15 protein-coding genes are annotated in these 16,035 nt (G+C 70.3%); 13 read left to right on the top strand and 2 right to left on the bottom strand.

Annotation, left to right across the window (positions count from 1 at the left end; genetic code table 11):
* Positions 1 to 248: 248 nt before the first annotated feature.
* Both ABDJ40_RS13795 and ABDJ40_RS13790 read left to right on the top strand, forming a co-directional pair.
* Positions 249 to 1,334 (top strand): 3-deoxy-7-phosphoheptulonate synthase, encoded by a 1,086-nt coding sequence (locus ABDJ40_RS13795; protein WP_347610609.1) that lies wholly within the window; start codon positions 249 to 251, stop codon positions 1,332 to 1,334.
* A gap of 109 nt (positions 1,335 to 1,443) precedes the next feature.
* Positions 1,444 to 3,453, top strand: a complete 2,010-nt coding sequence (locus tag ABDJ40_RS13790) for a MaoC/PaaZ C-terminal domain-containing protein (RefSeq protein ID WP_347610607.1) — start codon at positions 1,444 to 1,446, stop codon at positions 3,451 to 3,453.
* 15 nt (positions 3,454 to 3,468) lie between these two features.
* Here the strand turns inward: ABDJ40_RS13790 and ABDJ40_RS13785 are convergent, their stop codons facing one another.
* Positions 3,469 to 4,299: an AraC family transcriptional regulator gene (locus ABDJ40_RS13785; RefSeq protein WP_347610605.1), complete on the bottom strand. Its 831-nt coding sequence runs from the start codon at positions 4,297 to 4,299 to the stop codon at positions 3,469 to 3,471.
* Between the two features lie 87 nt (positions 4,300 to 4,386).
* Between ABDJ40_RS13785 and ABDJ40_RS13780 the strand changes: the two genes are divergently transcribed.
* The 11 genes from ABDJ40_RS13780 to ABDJ40_RS13730 all read left to right on the top strand — a co-directional run bounded on the left by ABDJ40_RS13780 (position 4,387) and on the right by ABDJ40_RS13730 (position 14,812).
* Complete coding sequence (locus ABDJ40_RS13780) at positions 4,387 to 5,904, top strand: efflux transporter outer membrane subunit (protein ID WP_347610603.1); 1,518 nt, start codon at positions 4,387 to 4,389, stop codon at positions 5,902 to 5,904.
* A gap of 48 nt (positions 5,905 to 5,952) precedes the next feature.
* Positions 5,953 to 7,239 carry an efflux RND transporter periplasmic adaptor subunit gene (locus ABDJ40_RS13775; protein ID WP_347610601.1) on the top strand — a complete coding sequence of 429 codons (1,287 nt, stop codon included), beginning with the start codon at positions 5,953 to 5,955 and terminating at the stop codon, positions 7,237 to 7,239.
* On the top strand, positions 7,236 to 8,822 hold the full coding sequence (locus ABDJ40_RS13770; protein ID WP_347610599.1) for a DHA2 family efflux MFS transporter permease subunit: 1,587 nt from the start codon (positions 7,236 to 7,238) through the stop codon (positions 8,820 to 8,822). The genes ABDJ40_RS13775 and ABDJ40_RS13770 overlap by 4 nt, the downstream gene beginning before the upstream one ends.
* 43 nt (positions 8,823 to 8,865) lie before the next feature.
* The gene (locus ABDJ40_RS13765) at positions 8,866 to 9,264 is read left to right on the top strand and encodes a hypothetical protein (RefSeq protein ID WP_347610597.1); all 399 of its coding nucleotides are present in this window, start codon (positions 8,866 to 8,868) and stop codon (positions 9,262 to 9,264) included.
* 33 nt (positions 9,265 to 9,297) lie between these two features.
* On the top strand, positions 9,298 to 10,200 hold the full coding sequence (locus ABDJ40_RS13760) for an HpcH/HpaI aldolase/citrate lyase family protein (RefSeq protein ID WP_347610595.1): 903 nt from the start codon (positions 9,298 to 9,300) through the stop codon (positions 10,198 to 10,200).
* 7 nt (positions 10,201 to 10,207) lie between these two features.
* Positions 10,208 to 10,861, top strand: coding sequence for a pyridoxine/pyridoxamine 5'-phosphate oxidase (locus tag ABDJ40_RS13755; protein WP_347610593.1), 654 nt, complete (start codon positions 10,208 to 10,210; stop codon positions 10,859 to 10,861).
* The gene (gene metC / locus ABDJ40_RS13750; protein ID WP_347610591.1) at positions 10,858 to 12,084 is read left to right on the top strand and encodes a cystathionine beta-lyase; all 1,227 of its coding nucleotides are present in this window, start codon (positions 10,858 to 10,860) and stop codon (positions 12,082 to 12,084) included. The genes ABDJ40_RS13755 and metC overlap by 4 nt, the downstream gene beginning before the upstream one ends.
* A 25-nt stretch (positions 12,085 to 12,109) precedes the next feature.
* The gene (locus ABDJ40_RS13745; RefSeq protein WP_347610589.1) at positions 12,110 to 12,787 is read left to right on the top strand and encodes a glutathione S-transferase family protein; all 678 of its coding nucleotides are present in this window, start codon (positions 12,110 to 12,112) and stop codon (positions 12,785 to 12,787) included.
* A complete protein-coding gene (locus tag ABDJ40_RS13740; RefSeq protein ID WP_347610587.1) occupies positions 12,784 to 13,476 on the top strand; it encodes a glutamine amidotransferase in 693 nt (230 codons plus the stop codon). Before ABDJ40_RS13745 ends, ABDJ40_RS13740 begins: the two co-directional genes overlap by 4 nt.
* Before the next feature lie 278 nt (positions 13,477 to 13,754).
* Positions 13,755 to 14,375 carry a TetR/AcrR family transcriptional regulator gene (locus ABDJ40_RS13735; RefSeq protein ID WP_347610585.1) on the top strand — a complete coding sequence of 207 codons (621 nt, stop codon included), beginning with the start codon at positions 13,755 to 13,757 and terminating at the stop codon, positions 14,373 to 14,375.
* 92 nt (positions 14,376 to 14,467) lie between these two features.
* Positions 14,468 to 14,812, top strand: a complete 345-nt coding sequence (locus ABDJ40_RS13730) for a four-helix bundle copper-binding protein (protein ID WP_347610583.1) — start codon at positions 14,468 to 14,470, stop codon at positions 14,810 to 14,812.
* A gap of 34 nt (positions 14,813 to 14,846) precedes the next feature.
* Here the strand turns inward: ABDJ40_RS13730 and ABDJ40_RS13725 are convergent, their stop codons facing one another.
* On the bottom strand, positions 14,847 to 15,566 hold the full coding sequence (locus ABDJ40_RS13725) for an autoinducer binding domain-containing protein (RefSeq protein WP_347610581.1): 720 nt from the start codon (positions 15,564 to 15,566) through the stop codon (positions 14,847 to 14,849).
* Positions 15,567 to 16,035: the final 469 nt, after the last annotated feature.

Raw genomic sequence — 16,035 nt, 5'->3', positions numbered from 1 at the left:
ATTCAGGCCGGTGCCCCCAATCGCGACAAAGCGTTGTGCGCGGGCGGCAGGGGATTGCCCGGGGATGCCACCGGCCACTTTGGCTCCCTGTTGCGCCCCGTTGCGCCCTACATGTGCCAGGCGTATGACAGCCGTCACCATCTCGCCGGCTTCTGCTTGCATCTATTGCCAGTTTCTCAGGGGCTGCAAATGAGGCTCAATCGCATCCACTCGCTGCCCTGGGGCGGCGGATCAGAAGGAGATGAGACATGACCGTTGATGTGGCGCCTGCCGCGCCCGGCTTTGTGAGTGAGCTGCTGACGCCTGGGCAGCTCAAGCGCCTGATTCCTCGCAGTGCGGCCTCCGCCACCACGGTGCAGCAGGCCCGCAGGAACGTCCGCAGCATCCTGCAGGGCCGCAGCGACCGCCTGCTGGTGGTGATCGGCCCCTGCTCCATCCATGACTGCATGGCCGCCCGCCACTACGCGCGCCGCCTGCTGCAGATGCGTGAGCAATGGGGCCAGGAGCTGGAGATCGTCATGCGGGCCTACCTGGAGAAGCCCCGCACCACCCTGGGCTGGACCGGCCTGCTCAATGATCCCTTCCTGGATGGCAGCGGCCTGATCTCCCATGGCCTGGAAATCGGCCGAAGCCTGCTGGAGGAGCTCAATGCCATGGGCGTGCCCGTGGCCCACGAGATCGTGGCGCCGGCCACCATGAGCTACCTGGACGACCTGCTGTCCTGGGTGGCCGTCGGCGCGCGCACCTCGGCGTCGCCGGTGCACCGCCAGCTGGCCTCGGGGCTGGACATGCCGGTGGGCTTCAAGAACGGGGTCGAAGGCCAGGTGCAGGTGGCCGTGGATGCCATCCAGTCGGCGCGCCACCCGCACAGCTACGTGGCGGTGCGGCCGCAGGGCACCCTGGGGGTCTACAGCAGCCTGGGCAATCAGGACGCCCATCTCGTCATGCGCGGCGGCCGGCAGCCCAACTACGACGAGGACAGCCTGGCCGCCGCGGCCGCACTGCTGCGCAAGGCGGGACTGCACGAGGCCCTGGTGGTCGACGCCAGCCATGGCAACAGCCAGAAGGACCATCACCGTCAGTCCATGGTGTGCGCGGACCTGGCCGGGCAGATCAGCGGAGGCAATCGCAGCATTGTCGGTGTGATGGTGGAGAGCAACCTGCGCTCGGGGCGCCAGGATCTGCTGGCCGGCCGGACGCCCGATCCGGAGCTGAGCATCACGGACGCCTGCATCGGCTGGGACGAGAGCGCCGAGGTCCTGCGCCTGCTCGCCGAAGCCGTGCGTGCGCGGCGCAGCCGGAGCCTCCAGCCGGCGCCTGAAGTGGCCTGCTGATCCGCTGCGCAGCGCTGCACCGTCCCGTCGCGCTCCCATCACGTTTTCCGCGCTCGCCGCGCCGCCTCGCGGTGCGCTGGCCGCCGCCGCATTCCAGGAGAAGCACCTCATGAACGCCCAGACAGACCACCTGCTGCCGCACGTCGCCACCGGCCCGCGCGCCAGGCAAGACCTGACCCCATCGAACGCCGATACGCGGCGGGATCCCGACCCCGCCACCCAGCTGACCCACAAGCTCGCCAGCCTGCGTCAGGCCGCGTCCGCGCTGCATGCGCAGGGCGGCTTCCCGGACCGCGCGCGCCAGCTGCTGCTGCTGTGCGAACAGCTGCAGCAGCACAGGGAGTCCCTGATGCAGGCGGGCTGGCTCGCCGGCTACGCGCCCTGGGACCAGCACCTGGACTTTGATGCCGGCCTGGCCGCGGTCCGGCAGCTGGCGCAGGAGGTCGCCAAGGAATGGTGCGACGCGCCCCTGGCCGCTGATGGCGAGCCGCTGGCGCTCGACAAGGACGGCCGCCGCTGGGCCGCCCAGGTCCTGACGCGCGCCGAGGGCGTGGAGGTGCTCGTGCTGGGCCTGCATCGCCCCTGCGCGCACCTGCTGCTGGGCTTTGCCCGCGCCTGGCTGGCCGGCCGGGCCTGCCTGGTGCTGTGCCCCGAGGAGCACCCGCTGCTGGAGGCCCTGATGCTGGCCCTGCGCCGCGGCCTGCCCCATGGCGGCGCGGTGCTTCGAAGCATGGTGGGGGTGGACCTCGGCCTGGCCCTGGGGCAGCTGCAGCCCGCGGACCAGCTGCAGGTCTGGAGCACGCCCGGCAGCGCCGAGATGCGCTGGGAGCACCTGCCCGGCTGCGCCGCGGAACGGCTGTTGCAGCTGGCGGCGCCGGGACTGGCGGTGGTGGATGCGTCCGTCGAGCCCGGCAGCCCGCCGTGGGATCGCCTGGTGGACCTCGTTGCGCTGGGCATCCAGGCTCTGCAGGGCCTGCACGAGCATGCCGTGCGCACGGTGTGGCTGCCGCGCGAACGGCTGGCGGTCTTCCAGGAGGCCGTGCAGCAGCGCTGGCGTGCCTGGCAGGGCAGCCGCCCGGCCCGGCACTGGCAGAGCGGGGCGGACGCCGTGCAGCGCCTGCGGGCCCAGGCCTGGCTGCAGGACGCCCTGGCGCAGGGCGCACGGGACCTCGCCAGCGATCCACAGGGCCCCGCCATCGTGCAGCTGCCGCAGCCGGCGGGCGGGGAGGGGCCCGGCATTGCCCCACCGCCGCTGGGCCCGGTGCTGGCCCTGTGGGCCTATGACGATGTCGACGCGCTGGACGCCGCCCTGCAGGCGCCGCGCTGTGACGGCCGCGGCGGGCTGGCCGTGCTGGCCAGCGCTGATGCCGCCCACCGCCGCGCCTGGAGCGAGCCCCTGGCCCGCCACCATCGCTTCCTGCACCTGCTCGACGGCCCGTCCGCCCCGCCCGCACAAGCCCCCCAGGCCGCGGACCCCGAGCAGACGTTGCGTGGCGCCTGGGAGCTGCTGGCTGCGCTGGACCGCGCCACCGTGCGCACCACGCTGAAGACGCTGCTGCGGTCCTGCACCGTGCTGGCCGAGCCTGCGCCCCTGGGCGAATGCCTGCAGCAATACCTGCCCGGCGCGGCGCGTCAGGACGTCGAGGTCCATCCCTTTCGGCGCTGCTTCGAGGACCTGGCCGTGGGGGACTCCCTGCTGACGCACCGGCGCACCGTGACCGAGGCCGACATCGCGGCCTTCGGGGGCGTCTCGGGCGACTACTTCTACATGCACTTCGACGCCGAGGCCGCCGCCGCCTCGCCCTTCGGCCGGCGCATCGCCCATGGCTATTTCGTGCTGTCAGCGGCGGCGGGCCTCTTCGTCTGGCCCGGGGAGGGGCCGGTGCTGGCCAACTACGGTCTGGACCGGCTGCGCTTCATCCAGCCCGTGGGCATCGGCGACACCATCCAGGCGCGCCTCACCTGCAAGCGCAAGCAGGACAAGCCGCAGGGCGGCACCCGGTGCGGCCAGGGCGTGGTGGTGTGGGACGTGCAGGTCACCAATCAGCACGGCGCCACGGTGCTGAGCTACGACATCCTCACCCTGGTGGCCAGGCGGCCGCGCGAGGCGCAGGCCTGATCCGGGTGCCGCCCCTCAGCGGCTCGGCGAACGCTGGGCGAAGTAATGGGCGGGCGAGTCACCAAAGCAGCGGCGGAACATGGCGATGAAGTTGCTGGGCGTGGCGTAGCCCAGCGCGTCGGCCACGTTGGCGACGCTGTCGCCGCGCGCCAGGCGCTCCAGCGCGTGGGTGAGCCGCGCCTGCTGCCGCCACTGTGCGAAGCTGACCTGCGTCTCGGCCATGAAGAGCCGGCCCAGGGTGCTGGGCGATAGGCCCGCCCACTGCGCCCAGTCGTCCATGGTGCGCTTGTCCTCGGGCTGCTCCAGGATGGCATTGGCAATGCGCAGCAGCCGCCGGTCCTCGGGCATGGGCAGATGCAGGGGCTCGTGCGGGGCCTGGCGCATCTCGTCCAGCAGCACGGCCAGCATGCGCTCCTGTTCGGGGTTCAGCCGCTCCTGCTGCGTCCAGGACACCGCGCGGCGCACCAGGGCCCGCATCAGCTCGCTGATGCCGAACACGCAGGGCGTGGTCGGCAGGGACTGACAGGCCGAGGGCGCGATCACCACGCTCCAGCCGCTCATGGCGCCGCTGATGCTGACCTTGTGCGCCATGCCCGGCGGAATCCAGCCGGCCCGGTGCGGCGGCAGCAGCCAGGAGCCATGCGGCGTGCGCACATGCACCAGGCCGTTCTCCACGCAGAAGGCCTGGCCGCGCAGATGGCTGTGCCAGTCGATCTCGCGGGTGCCCAGGCGGTATTCGGTCCCGGCATCGTCCTCGCCCCAGATGGCAATCAGCGGCGGGCCGTCCGCCCGTTCGCTGAGGTCGGGGGAAGGCTCGGGGCTGATCGGCGGGGCGGTGTTGGGCATGACTGGAAATCATTATTTTTAGATCGAACAACGCTATCACGCTTTTGACACCCCGCCCAAGAATTCAGGTCAGGGAGAGGCAACACCATGAATCGCCACACGCAAACATTCGCATCCGCCGGCCGCCTGGCCGGGGCCACGGCCCAGGGCGCCATGCCCCGCCAAGGCCGGCCGACCGATCGCCTGACCGGCCTGGTCCTGCTCGCCACGGCCCTGGGCGGCTGTGCCACCCCACCTCCGCCGGGCCAGGCCGCCAGCCTTCTGGAGGCCCAGGCGCTCCAGGTGCCTGCCGCCGGCGCTGCGGCCCCGGCCGCCACCCACCCCTGGCCGCGCCAGGACTGGTGGCTGGCGCTGGCCGATCCCCAGCTCAATGCGCTGATCGACGACGCGCTGGCCCATGGCCTGGATCCAGCCGTGGCTGATGCTCGGCTGCGCCAGGCCCATGCCCTGGCCGGCGTGGAGCAGTCAAGCCTGGCGCCTCAGGTCTCGGCCAGCCTGGGCTGGCAGGGAGAACGCCAGTCCTCTCGAGCCGTGGCCCCCGAGCAGGGCGGCGGGCGCTTCAGCCGCCAGTGGCAGGCTGGCCTGCAGCTGGAATGGACGCCCGACCTCTGGGGCGGCCGCCGCGCCGCCTGGACCGCCGCGCTGGGGACGCTTCGCGCGGCCGAGGTCTCGGCGCAGGACGCCCGCATGCAGCTGAGCGTGGCCGTCGCCCAGGCCTACATGCAGCTGGCCTATGCCCATGTGCAGGGCGACATCGCCCAGGCCGAGCAGGAGCGCGTGGCCGAGGTCCAGCGCCTCACCCGCCAGCGTGTCGGCAGCGGCCTGGGCACCCAGGCCCAGCTGCGCCAGACCGACAGCGACATGGCCAGCGCCGCACGGCAGCGTCTGATGGCCGAGCGCCTGGTGAGCATGGCTCAGAGCACGCTGTCGGTCCTGCTCGGGCAGGGGCCTGCGCGAGGGGCGGCGATCACACGCCCGGCCTGGCCCTCCGACGCCCCCTTGCTGGCGCCGGCCTGGCTGCCCCTGGACCTGCTGAGCCGTCGCCCCGACATCGTGGCCGCGCGCTGGCAGGTGGAGTCGGCCCGGCTGCATGTCGAGTCCGCCCGCACGGCCTTCATGCCCAACCTGAACCTGGCCGCGCTGGTGGGGGTGGCCGCCACGCCCTGGAATGAGCTGCTGCGCAGCGGCGCCGGCATGGCCCAGCTCTCGCCGGCCCTGAACCTGCCCCTCTTCGATGGCGGTCGCCGCCGGGCCAGCCTGGCGCTGCAGGAGGCGCAGTACGAGGAGGCCGTCGCTCTCTACAACCAGACCCTGGTGCGCGCCGTCAACGAGGTCGCGGACCAGGTGCAGGCCCAGCGCTCGCTGGCCGAGCAGCTGGAGCAGCAGCAGCGCGCCCGCGACGCCGCCAGCGAGGCCTGGCAGCTGGCCGAGCAGCGCTACCGGGCGGGCGTGGGCAGCTATCTGGATGTCCTGTCGGTGCGCCAGCAGCTGCTGCTCGCCGAGCAAGGCCTGGCGGCCCTGCAGGCCCAGCGCATCCAGGACGGCCTGCAGCTGGTGAAGGCCCTGGGCGGCGGCTTCCAGGCGGAAGTCGAGCCCCGGCTCTAGCAGCCCGACGGCCCGAGGGCCATGAATCACGACGCAGAGGAAGCAATCATGAGTACAGACAAGAACGTGCAGGGCGCCGCCCCTGCTGGCGCGGCATCCGTCCCTCCGGCGGAACCGGGCGGCCCGGCCTCCAGGCAACGCAGGACGCTGCTGCTGCGGGCCCTGCTGCTGGGCGCCGGTGTCGGCGCGGCGGTCTGGGGCTTCTGGTACCAGCAGGAAGGGCGCTGGCAGGAGGAAACCGACAACGCCTACGTGCAGGGCAATCTGGTCCAGATCACGCCGCAGACCGCGGGCACGGTCGTGGCCATTGCCGCGGACGTGGGCGAGCCGGTGCGCCTGGGCCAGACCTTGGTCTCGCTGGACCGGACGAACAGCGACGTGGCCCTGTCCTCCGCCATGGCGGACCTGTCCAGCGTCATGCGCAAGGTGAAGGGGCTCTACACCCAGGAGCGCGGCCTGCGCAGCACCATCCAGGCCGCCGAGGCCGATGTGCAGTCCCGCCGCGTCACGCTGGACAAGGCCCGTGCCGACTACCAGCGCCGCAAGGAGCTGGCCCGCTCCGGCGCCATTTCCGACGAGGAGCTGGCCCATGCCCGCGACACCCTGTCGGCCGCACAGAGCGCGCTGGCGGCCTCGCAGAGCACCGTGGCCTCGCTGGAGCAGCAGTACCAGGGGAGCAAGGCCCTGGTGGACGGCACGGTGGTGGTGTCCCATCCGGAGGTCCAGAAGGCCGCCGCGACGCTGCGCTCCGCCTACCTGGACCAGATGCGCACCGCGCTGATCGCGCCCGTGGCCGGCCATGTGGCGCAGCGCACGGTGCAGCTGGGTCAGCATGTGGCGCCGGGCAGCGCGCTGATGTCGGTGCTGCCCCTGGACCAGGTCTGGGTGGAGGCCAACTTCACCGAGACGCAGCTGGCCCACATCCGCATCGGGCAGGCCGTGGAACTGCGTGCGGATGCCTATGGCGACGCCGTGAGCTACACCGGCCGCGTCGCCAGCCTGGGCCTGGGCACGGGCAGCGCCTTCTCGCCGCTGCCGGTGCAGAACGCGACGGGCAACTGGATCAAGATCGTGCAGCGGCTGCCGGTGCGCATCGAGCTGACGGACCCGAAGCAGCTGATCAGCCATCCCCTGCGCCTGGGCCTGTCCATGCGGGCCACGGTGGATGTGCATGACGTCAGCGGCCCCCTGCTGGTGGCTCAGCCCCGCAGCCGGCCCGGCCTCAGCACCGACGTCTATCGCAAGCAGGTCGACGCCGTGGATGGCCTGATCGAGCGCATCGTCCGTGGCGGACGGCCCGCGGCCCTGCCTGCGGTGCTGGGAGACGGTCGATGAGTGCGGCTGCCGGAACGGTCGCGCTGCCGGGCGCTGGCAGTGGCGCGCCCGCGGCAGCACCGCCGGCGCCGGCGGGCGCCGAGTTCGTGCCGCCCAGCGTGCCCATGGCCACCGTCGGCCTCGCGCTGGCGGTGTTCATGCAGGTGCTGGACGGGACCATCGCCAATGTGTCGCTGCCCACCATCGCTGGCAATCTGGGTGTCAGCACCAACCAGAGTGCCTGGGTGATCACCACCTTCTCGGTCTGCAATGCCATCGCGCTGCCGCTGACCGGCTTCCTGGTGAAGCGGGTAGGGCAGGTGCGCCTGTTCATCTGGTCGACCCTGCTCTTCACCCTGGCCTCGCTGCTGTGCGGCTTGGCCCAGAGCCTGGGCGCGCTGGTGCTGTTCCGCGCCCTGCAGGGGGCGGTCGCCGGGCCGATGATCCCGACGACGCAGGCCCTGATGCTGTCCATCTACCCGCCACACCGGCGGGGATTCGCGCTGTCCATGATTGCCATGGTGACGGTGGTGGCGCCCATCGCGGGGCCCCTGCTGGGCGGCTGGATCACCGACAGCTACTCCTGGCAATGGACCTTCCTGATCAACGTCCCCATCGGCCTCTTCGCGGCGGCCACCGTGTCCTCGCAGATGCGGGGCAAGCCCGAGAAGACCGAGTCCGTGCGGGTCGACCACATCGGCCTGGCCACCCTGGTGCTGGGCGTGGGCGCGCTGCAGGTGGTGCTGGACAAGGGCAATGACGAGGACTGGTTCCAGTCACCCTTCATCGTCATCATGAGCCTGATCGCCGCGCTGAGCCTGGCGGTGTTCGTGATCTGGGAGCTGCATGAGCGCAATCCCATCGTGAACCTGCGCCTCTTCGCCAACCGCAATTTCGCGGCGGGCACGGTGACCCTGGTGCTGGCCTACTCCGCCTTCTTCGCGGTCAATGTGATCGTGCCGCAGTGGCTGCAGCGCACCATGGGCTACACCGCCATCTGGGCGGGCCTGGCGGCCGCGCCCATGGGCATCCTCCCGGTGCTGATGACGCCCTTCATGGGCAAGTACGCCCCGCGCTTCAACATGCGCTGGATGGTGTGCAGCGCCTTCGCCATCCTCGGCGCGGCGTCCTTCATCCGCGCGGGCTTCTTCCTGGGCGTGGACTTCACGCACGTGGCCGCGGTGCAGTTGCTGCAGGGGCTGGGCCTGGCGCTGTTCATCATGCCGATCAATGCCATCCTGCTGTCTGACCTCAAGCCGCAGGAGATCGCCGCGGCCTCGGGGCTCTCGACCTTCAGCCGCACCCTGGGCGCAAGCTTTGCCGTGTCCCTCACGTCCCTGGTCTGGGAACGGCGCGCCGTGCTGCACCACGCCCACCTCGTGGAAGGGCTGCCCCCCGGCACGCTGGGTCCCGCCGCCGCGCCGCTGGCGCCCGGTGACACCGCCTTCGCCTTCCGCCTGAATCACTACCTGGACCAGCTGGCCTACCAGATGTCCTTCAACGACGTGGCCTACGCCCTGGGCTGGGTCTTCATGCTGGCCATCGCCGTCGTGTGGCTGGCCAAGCCCCCGTTCACGCCCAAGGCACCGCCGGGCAAGCGCTGAGCCGCTCGCCGCCCCCCTCACCACTCTCATGAAAGGAGAAGCCATGGACGCTGCCATCGAAGCCGCCCAAGTGTTCGAAATGGACGGATTCCCCGTCGTCACCTTCCGCAACGACGCCATCCGGCCCGGCTACGCCGCGCGCTGGGCCCGCGAGATGGAGGCCCTGGTGGCCCGGGCCCAGGCCTTCGTGCTGCTCTTCCTGCCCGAGCGGCCCGAGGAGACGCTGGAGGACCGCAAGCAGCGCGCGCTGTGGCTGAAGTCGAACAAGGACGCGCTGTCCGAGCACTGCCGCGCCCTCATCACGGTCGAGCCGGACCCGCAGGAGCGGGCCGCGGCCGCCAAGGAGGCGCAGGCCATGCAGAAGGCCTTCGGCCTGCTGCTGGTGAGCGTCGCCAGCGAGTCCGAGGCCCGGGACCTGGCCCAGTCCCTGCTGGCGGCCTGAACCCACGCATCAACCCCCATCAAGGAATCTGACGTGAATCCCTCAAGCAAGAAAGCTCCGGCCCTGCGCCGATCCTGGCTCTTCCTCGCCGGTGCCGACCGGCAGGCCCTGCTCGAAGGCGTCCATAGCGGCGCCGACGTGCTGGTGCAGGAGCTGGAGACCTTCACCCCGCCGGCGCGGCGCCCCGAGGCCCGCCAGCTCAGCGGCGAGGTGCTGAACGCCTGGCGCGAGGCCGGCATTCTGACCTCCGTCCGCGTCAACCCGCTGGAGAACGGCGGCATGGAGGACCTGGAGGCCGTCATGCGCCACCGGCCGGACATCATCATGATGTCCTTCATCTCCACGCCCATGCAGGTCGTGGCCCTGGATCAGGCGGTGAGCCACTACGAGCGCGAGTACGGCATCCCCACGGGCTCCACCGAGCTGGTGCCCAATATCGAGAGCACGCAGGGCCTGATCAACACCATGGCCATCGCCAAGTGCAGTGCCCGCATCAGCGCCTTGCTGGTTGCCACGGAGGACATGGTGGCCGACATGGGCGCCCGCCGCACCCGCGCCGGCCATGAGCTGGACTATGTGCGTTCGCGCTTTCTCGTGGAGTGCGCGGCTGTGGGCATGCCGTCCATCGACTGTCCCTACAGCTACTCCGACAACGAAGGCGCCGAGCTGGACATGCAGCGCTGCCGCGACCTCGGCTTCCGTTCGAAGGCCATCGTCAACGCGCAGTTCGTGCCGGTGGTGAACCGCTGGCTGACACCGACCGCCGCAGAGCTGTCCCTGGCTCGCCGCGTGATCCAGGCCTTCGACGAAGCCCGCAGCCGGTCCGGCGGCAAGCGCGTGCCGGCGGCCGTGGTCGACGGCTTCCTGGCCGAGATCCCCGATTACCTCGCCGCCCAGCGCCTGATCGCGCGGGCCATCCAGTTCGGCATGGAGTGAAGACCCAATGGAATCCCTGATCCAACGATTCAAGGCGCTGCCGGTGCTGACCGGCCAGCTGTCCGACTTCGACACCTCGGCGGTGCCCGCCACGCCCCAGGCCCTGTTCATGCAGTGGCTCGACGACGCCCTGGAACGGGGCGTCAGCGAGCCGCAGGTCACCACGCTGTCCACGGTCGACCCCGACGGCGCGCCCGATGCCCGCTCGGTGATGCTGCTCGACGTGGGCGAGGAGGGCTGGCATTTCGCCGCCAACGCCGCCAGCCCCAAGGGCCGCCAGATGGCGCGCCAGCCCCAGGCCGCCATGACCTTCTACTGGCCGGGGACCGCTCGCCAGGTCCGCCTGCGCGGCGAGGTGATCGCGCTGCCCCGGGAAGCCGGGCTGGCCGACTTCCGCAGCCGGCCGGAGAAGTCCCGCGCCGCCATCCTCGCTGCGCGCCAGAGCGAGGTGCTGGACCAGTCCGCCGACCTGGACCGCGCGCTGGCCCAGCAGCTGGAGCGCCTGCAGCAGGATCCCGAGCTGGCCTCTGAGCACTGGACCATGTATGCGCTGAAGCCGCTGGACGTGGAGTTCTGGCAGTCCAATGGCCAGCGCCGCTTCACCCGCCTGCGCTACCGCCGCCAGGGCCAGCAATGGACCCGGCAGCTGCTGTGGCCATGAGCAGCGACAGCCTCCTGGACGAGGCCCTGCAGGCCGGCGGCGACGTCCCCGCGCTGGGCACGGGCACCCGCCTCGTCCATGCGGGGCGGGATCCCATGCGCTACCACGGCTTCGTCAACACGCCCGTGTTCCGTGCCTCCACCGTCCTCAGCCCCACGGTCCGCGATCTGCTGGGCCGCACCCAGCCCTACATCTACGGCCGGCGCGGCACCCCCACCTCCGAGGCCCTGGAGCGCGCCCTGTGCGAGCTCGAGGGCGGGGCAGGGGTGGTGCTGTGTCCTTCGGGCCTGTCGGCCTGCACCCTCGCCCTGATGGCCTGCCTGGAGCCGGGCGATCACGTGCTGGTCACGGATGCGGTCTACGGCCCCGTGCGCCATGCATGCGACGGCCTGCTGCGGCGCCTGGGCGTCGAAGTGAGCTACTTCCCGCCCGGCACCGGTGCCGAGCTGGGCGGCTGGGTGAAGGAGAACACCCGAGCGATCTACCTGGAGTCGCCAGGCTCGCACAGCATGGAGGTGCAGGACGTCCCTGCGCTGGTGGCCATGGCGCGGCAGCATGGCCTGCGCGTCATCGCCGACTGCAGCTGGGCCACGCCCTTGTTTTTCAAGGCCCATGCGGCGGGCGTGGACCTGGTCATCCAGGCCGGCACCAAGTACCTGCTGGGGCACTCGGACGGCATGCTGGGCACGGTGTCCGCATCCCCGCGCGCCTGGCCGGCGCTCAAGGCTCTGCACGGCGACCTGGGCCTGTGCGCGGGACCCGACGAGATCTTCCTCGCCCTGCGCGGCCTGCGCTCGATGCAGGTGCGCCTGCGGCAGCACGAGCAGGGTGCGCTCGCCGTCGCGCGCTGGCTTCAGCAGCAGGAGGAGGTGGCGCGTGTGCTGCACCCGGCGCTGGAGGGCAGCCCCGGCCATGCGCTGTGGAAGCGGGACTTCACCGGTTCCTCGGGCCTGTTCACCGTGGTCCTGAAGCCGGTGCCCTTCGCAGCGGTGGAGGCCTTTCTGGACGGGCTGAAGTGCTTCGGCCTGGGCTACTCCTGGGGCGGCTACGAGAGCCTGGCCCTGCCGCTGGATGCCTCGGAAGGGCGCCTGCGCGCCCTGTGCGAGCCGGGCTGCCAGTGCGTGCGCCTGCACGTCGGGCTGGAGGAGCCGCAGGACCTCATCGCCGACCTGCGCGCCGGGCTGGACCGCATGCAGGCCGTGGACATGGATTCTTTGTTGTAGATCACTCGTGAATGAGGAGGCAGTCATGTTGACCGTTTGGGGACGGCGCAGTTCCTTCAATGTGCAGAAGGTGATGTGGCTGATCGGCGAGCTGGGCCTCGCCCATCGCCATGTGCCGCTGGGCGGCGATTTCGGCGGCTGCGAGACAGCCGCGTTCGAGCGGCTCAATCCGCACCAGCGCATCCCGGTGATCGAGCTGGACGGCGAGGTGGTGTGGGAGTCCCACGCCATCCTTCGCTACCTGGCCGCGCGCCGAGGGGGCGAGGCGTTCTGGCCTGAGGATGCCTACCGGCGCTCCCTCAGCGAGCGCTGGATGGACTGGAGCCAGAGCACGCTGGAGCCGGACCTGATGCTGGGCCTGTTCTGGGCCCTGGTGCGCACGCCGGAGCAGTCCCGCGACTGGCCCCTGATCCGGACCAAGCTGGCCCTCAGCGCGCAGCACCTGCAGCGCCTGGACGGCATCCTGGCGCATCAGCCCTTTCTGAGCGGCGGACAGTTCGGTCTGGGCGACATCCCGGCCGGCGCCACGCTGTACCGCTATTTCTCGATGGACATCGCCCGGCCCGCGCTGCCCCATGTGGCGGCCTGGTACGAGCGCCTGTGCGAGCGGCCGGCCTACCGCGAGCACGTGATGGTGTCCTTCGAGGAGCTGAGGGGCCGGCCGGACCGCAGCGCCCTGGTCCTCAACGTGGAGCTGCCATGAAGCGCCCCGTGCTCCTGGTGCTGCACCGGCCGCAGTCCTCGCCCGGGCGGGTGGGGCGGCTGCTGGTGCAGAAGGGCTATGCCCTGGACCTGAGGCGCCCGCCTCTCGGCGAGCCACTGCCATCCTCGCTGGAGGACCACAGCGGTGCCGTGGTGTTCGGAGGGCCCATGAGCGCCAACGACACGGATCCCTGGATGCGGGAGGAGACGGACTGGATCGGCGTCCCCCTGCGCGAGCGCAAGCCCTTCCTGGGCATCTGCCTCGGTGCCCAGCTGCTCGCCCGTCACCTCGGGGCGCCGATACAGCCCCGAGGTGACGGGCAGGTCGAAATCGGCTACTGGCCGATACGGCCCACTGCGCTGGGCCGCTCGCTGGGGCCGTGGCCGGAACGGGTCTACCACTGGCATCGGGAAGGCTTCGGCCTGGCCGCCGGCATGGAGCAGCTGGCGGTGGGCGAGGTCTTCGAGAACCAGGCCGTGCGCTTTGGCTCGGCGGCCTATGGACTGCAGTTCCATCCCGAGGTCAGCTTCCAGACCATGAACCGCTGGGCGCAGTCCGCGCTGCACAAGCTGTCGGCGCCGGGCGCCCAGCAGCTGTCGCAGCAGCGCATGCAGGGCAGTCGCCACGACCGGGCAGGGATGGCCTGGCTCAGCGGCTTCCTGGATCGCTGGCTGGCCCCCCAGCCCTGAGCCGGGGGCAGACTTGGCAGCGCCGGCTTGTCACCTGATTGTGGGATGAGTCTGAACCGGCCGCCGACGCCTGGCCTGAGGCTATGCAATAAAATGCATACAAGCTCGCATTTGCAAGTCACTCCGTGACCGGCATCTGGCGGCGAAGGCCCGGAGCCCCGCTCCCGGGCAGCCGGCAACAGGGTCCCCGAGACGCTTGAGGCCTGCTCGTGTCCATCACACGAGCGGCCGCCTGACATTCCCTGATGCCCTGACATCTTGCCCCCAGCGAAAACGCGATGCCCAACCCGCAAGCAGGTCCGCGAAAGATCCCGAGCCAGGCCCGGTCCCGCCGCATGGTGGATGCCATCCTGGAGGCCGCTGCCGGCGTGCTGGCGGAACGCGGCTATGCCGGCACCAGCACCAATCTCGTGGCTGAGCGTGCCGGCGTGAGCGTGGGTTCGGTCTACCAGTACTTCCCCAACAAGGACTCCCTGGTCGCTGCGCTGCACGAACGCCATGCCGGCCAGATGTACCAGGTCATCGAGGCGGTGCTGGGAACGGGCCAGCGTGGCAATCTGCGCAGCCAGGTGGAAGCCATGGTGCGGGCGTTGATGGCCGCCCACATGGTCGAGCCGCGTCTGCACCGGGTGCTGGAGCAGGAGCTGCCCTTCTTCGAAGTGCCCAAGCCCAACGACAGCCCCTCCGACAAGGGCATTTTCTCCAGGGTCCAGCAACTCCTGGAGCAGCACCGTGCCGACATCGTGCCTCAGGACCTCCAGCTGGCGGCCTGGGTGATCCAGCGCATCATCGAATCCATGGTGCATGCGGCCGTCATCGAGCCGCCGCTGGGCTTCTCGATGCCCGAGATCGAGCGCGCCATCGTAGACGCCGTGCTGGGCTATCTGGGCGTGCGCTGACGCCAGGCAGGCGCCGCCGCTGAGGAGGTCCCGGCAGCGGGCATGCGGATTGCCGCCTTCGCTGCTCCCCGCCACAGCTCCTGGAGCCCCCCATGCCCGCCAGCGCTCACAACGCCCAGCTGTACAACGCCTGCATCACTGCCTGCCACGTCTGCGCCGATGCCTGCGACCACTGTGCCGCAGCCGGCCTTCGCGAACCCGAGCTCCCCATGCTGGCGCGCTGCATCACGCTGGACATGGATTGCGCCGCCCTCTGCCGCCTCTGTGCCGGCTTCATGGCACGTGACAGCGAGTTCAGCGCCTCGCTCTGCCGCTGCTGTGTCGAGGTGTGCGATGCCTGCGCGGCGACCTGCGCCGTCCATGCCCACGCGCACTGCCAGCACTGCGCCGAGGCCTGCCGCCGCTGCGCCCGCGCCTGCCGGCAGATGAGCACCTGAGGCGGCCGCGCCGCGAGGACTCGACGGCCCGAACTCAGAACAGCATGCCCAGCACGGCCGCCTTCAACGCGGCCTGCGTCTTGTTGGTGGAGTTGAGCTTCAGGGTGGCCTTGGCCACATGGAAGTTGATGGTGCGCTTGGTCAGCCCCAGGATGAGCGCGATCTCCGAGGAGGTCTTGCCATCGGCCGTCCATTTCAGGATGGTTCGCTCGCGTTCGCTCAGCTGGGAATCCGGGCGGTGGAACAGCTGCGGCAGGCGGCGTTTCAGCAGCCCGGCGTGCAGGTCATGGCAGAAGGCCTGCAGGCTGGCCGATTTCTGGGCGTACTCGTCCAGCGACACAGCCTCCTTCGCACGGGCCAGGGTCATGGCGCCGATGATGCCGTGCTCCGTCCGCACGGGCAGCGTGCAGCCATGGCGCATGCCATGGCGCAGGGCCGTCAGCCAGAAGGGGGCGGGCGCTTGCTGGCTGCTGGAGTCCCACAGCCAGGGATTGCTGTGCGACTGGGCATGCCGGATCCAGGGGTCGACCTCGGCAAAGTTCTGGCTCGAGTAGGCGGCCATCCAGCCCTCGGGACAGTTGCCCGCCTGAATGACGGTGGGGCGGGTCATGGGCGGGTAGACGTGCGCCAGGTACAGGCAGTGGTCAAAGCCCTGCCGGCCAGCAAAGGCCGCCATGGCCTGCTCGCATTCCGAATCCTCAAAGCCGGCCGCGCAATGCGGCAGCCCTGCCGTGAACTGAATGATTCCTTGCATGTGTGACTCCCATGTTCGTCGAGCAGCCATGCTCAATAAATAACTAAGTGCTCGCGTTTTATGCATTCTCTGGGGACAACCCGGAGTCGGCGTAACAATATGTGACCACCTTCATGATCAGGCGCTTCAATTTGCCCAAATGACCATCATCTACTGGCGCCCGTGTGAATTTCGTTTGGTTACATTTGCAGAAAATGAAGGCGGAAGGTAGGCCTCGAGACCCGCAGATCTGCCATTCAAGATCTGCTTTCACGCTTGATTACGCGAGTAGAAAATCAATTGAATGCCCTGGTGGCACCCCTTGACCGCGGCCGGCTCGGATCGGCCGGGCGTCCACGGGGACGGCCAGCCGCCATGAGGGGGGTGGCTCGTAACACCGCGGGCGCGGCATGCCGCGTGGGAGTGATGTGAGGCGTCCAGCCGTGCCGAGGCGATGCCGGGCCGGCCAAGCTCCCCCAGCGCACGGGTC

The sequence above is a fragment of the Roseateles flavus genome, from assembly GCF_039872765.1.
Taxonomy (GTDB): Bacteria; Pseudomonadota; Gammaproteobacteria; order Burkholderiales; family Burkholderiaceae_C; genus Roseateles_B; species Roseateles_B flavus.
The sequence above is the reverse complement of the archived record's forward strand: the minus strand, read 5'-3'. Positions and strand labels throughout refer to the sequence as shown.